This is a genomic window from Bradyrhizobium sp. 31Argb (assembly GCF_043638955.1).
GTDB lineage: Bacteria > Pseudomonadota > Alphaproteobacteria > Rhizobiales > Xanthobacteraceae > Bradyrhizobium.
The window spans coordinates 1-2,889 of sequence record NZ_JBEGDB010000494.1; the positions used below are offsets into that span (position 1 = coordinate 1).

Annotated in this window: 3 protein-coding genes; all 3 read right to left on the bottom strand. The window is 64.1% G+C overall.

What is annotated here, in order from left to right; genetic code table 11:
* Positions 1-137: 137 nt before the first annotated feature.
* Positions 138-584: a hypothetical protein gene (locus AAFX91_RS40530; RefSeq protein ID WP_394570223.1), complete on the bottom strand. Its 447-nt coding sequence runs from the start codon at positions 582-584 to the stop codon at positions 138-140.
* A gap of 7 nt (positions 585-591) precedes the next feature.
* Positions 592-2,190 (bottom strand): GMC family oxidoreductase, encoded by a 1,599-nt coding sequence (locus AAFX91_RS40535; protein ID WP_394570224.1) that lies wholly within the window; start codon positions 2,188-2,190, stop codon positions 592-594.
* Positions 2,191-2,325: 135 nt separating this feature from the next.
* On the bottom strand, positions 2,326-2,757 hold the full coding sequence (locus tag AAFX91_RS40540) for a hypothetical protein (RefSeq protein ID WP_394570225.1): 432 nt from the start codon (positions 2,755-2,757) through the stop codon (positions 2,326-2,328).
* Positions 2,758-2,889 lie beyond the last annotated feature (132 nt).

Below are 2,889 nucleotides of genomic sequence, written 5' to 3' on the forward strand. Positions count from 1 at the left end.
GGGATTTGTTGGGCATACGTTCTCCGTTAGAGAACTGTCCCTAATTTCCCGTGTCTCACTTTTGGGGGGCACTCCAGATGTAGATGTCCCGGGTTACGCGTTCCGCTCCACCCGGGCTACGACTTCCTGCCGTGACGCTAGAGCGCGCGCCGCAAGCTGCCGCCGCGCGCCTTGACGGGATCAAGCAGCGACCAATCGCCTTGCTCCAGCGTGTGGCCCTTCGGGAACGGCGCACGCAGTTCGTGGCCGAGCGAGCGCAGCACGCGGTCGTCGCGGTAGTAGCATTGCAGGACGACGCGGACGAGCGTTGCCGCCGGAACTCCGCCGGTCGCGCGGAATTCCTTTGCAACCTTCTCGCGCTGCGCCGTGTCGAGCTCGGCGAGCGGCTTGCCGGCCAAGCGCGCAAGATGGTCGAGCGCGGCGCGCACCGGCTCGGTATCGCGGCCGAGCGTTGCCAGGATATCGGCCTGGATGGCCCGATCATCGGCACCCGGCACTTTGTACTCGGCACTCTCAGGAACGATCATCGCCGCGATGGTCCTGAGATCGTCGCGCTGGGCTGTGGAGAGCGTATCGGCTGACATGGCATCCTCAGTCGAACAAATTGGCAAGACGCTGTTTCATCTGGTCAGCGATGTAGAGCGCGATCGCCTGGATCGTGGAAGTCGGGTTGACCCCGCCTGAGGTGACGAACACGCTGCCGTCGACGATGAACAGGTTCTTCACATCGTGCGACCGGCCCCACTCGTTGACCACGGAACGCCCAGGGTCCGTGCCCATCCGTGCGGTGCCGAGCAGGTGCCAGCCGCCCCAGGGGATCGGATTATTGATGCAAATGTCGGTCGCGCCGGCGGCTTCAAGAATCTCGCAGCCGCGCGCCAGCCCATGCTCCATCATCTTCCGGCTGTTCTCGCTGATCGTGTAGTCGATCTTCGGGGCGGGAACGCCGTGGCTGTCCTTCAGTACGGGATCGAGCGTGACGCGGTTGTGCTCCTCAGGAAGATCCTCGCAGATCGCTGAGACCGCGAGGCGGTGGCCATTGAGCCTGCGGAAGACGCGGTGATGATCCGCACCCCACGGCAAGATACCCTTCTGCTCGCTCGCGACGGCCTCGAACACAGGCCCTGCGCCGCGGCCGAACTGGATGCCATAACCGCGGACGAAGCCGCGCGAGAGGTCGGTGTCGTAGAACTCCTTGCTCCACAGGCAGGTCGGCGGCGCGCGGTTGCTGTCGGTCGGCTCCTTCACGAAGCCGTAGATCTGCGCATAGGGATGGAACATCAGGTTCTTGCCGACCAGGCCTGATGAATTGGCGAGGCCGTTCGGAAAGCGGCCGGAGACCGAGTTCAAGAGCAGCCGCGGCGTGCCGACGCCGTTGCAGGCGATGATGACGACTTCGGCCGGCTGGAACTGCTCGACGCCATCCTTGTCGTAATAGATGACACCGGAGGCCATGCCCTGCTCGTTGGTCAGGATCTCGCGCACGCGGCAATGCGTCTTGATCTCGACGCCGGCGCGGATCGCATGCGGCCAATAGGTGATGTCGGTCGAGGCTTTCGCGCCTTGCGCGCAGGCCGGCGTGCAATGGCCGAGATTGATGCAGCGCGCCCTGCCCTCATAGTCCATCGTCGCGACCGTGGTGTCCGACGGCCACCAGTGCCAGCCGAGCTTGTTCATGGCCTTGCCGATCAGCGGGCCGGAGAGCCCGAGCGGCTGCGGCGGCATCGGCGGATGCGTCAGCGGCGAAAGCGGATCGCCCGACAGGCCCGACACGCCCATCATCCGGTCGTTCTCTTCGAAGAACGGGGTGAGTGCATCGTAGTCGATCGGCCAGTCATCAGCGACGCCGTCGAGCGTCTTCACCTTGAAATCGGACGGATGCAGCCGCGGCCAATGCGCGGTGTACATCACGGTCGAGCCGCCGACGGCGTTGAAGTTGACGACCTTGATCGGGGAGTTGTCGTCGTTGATTGGATAATCCTCAGCGCGACCGCGGACATTCGGGCTGGTCGACCAGTCGCCATAGAATTTGGCCTCCCAGTCCCGCCCGGTGCTCGGATAGTCCGCTGGATTCATCCAGCCGCCCTGCTCCAGGCAGAGGATGTGCATTTTCGTCTCGGCCAGCGACCACGCCACCGCAGCGCCGGACGCGCCGGCGCCGATGATCAGGACGTCAACGGGATCGTTCATTGGGGTTTCCCTGGAATTTATTGTCCGTCATTGCGAGCGAAGCGAAGCAATCCACGCCTCAGCGGCCACAATGACGGCGCGTTGTTGGCTAGACGATAGGGGAAAACCGGATGCGGAGTAGAGCGGCGGCAGCGATCACGGCGTGCGCGGCACGATCATGACGTCGAGCCCGCGGATTTCGTCCGGCGTCGCGGATCGCGTCATCGCGCCCGGCGCTTCCACCAGCACCTGCAGCCGAAGCCGCTTGTTGACCACATTCCTCGACTGAACTGGGAAGGTTTCGGAACGGGTGTCATTCGGACCCGGCACGCCGTAGGTCATAATCGAGCCGATCACGTCGCCCTGCTCGGTCTTCACCACAAGGCGAGCACCGAACGGCAGCGGACCGGTAACGACCTTGACCCGGACCGCCTCATTCGGACCGGGATCGCGCGGCGCGAGCAGTTCGGTCATCTTCCGGCCCTGCGCCGAGGCCAGGCCCGCGCTGGCGAGGCTTACGAGGAGGGCAATGGAAAGAGCATGTCGCATGTAAGGCCTCGGCAGGATGACGGTGGTTCGGATTGTCATCCCACTCTGGCCTTTTGTTGGCCGCGATCACGTTCAGGCGTGATCTTTCGGAATGCTGTCGTCCCGGCGAACGCCGGGACCCATATGTGGACGGCCCCCGTGGCACAAGAGCTTTTGAGGTGATCGGATCGC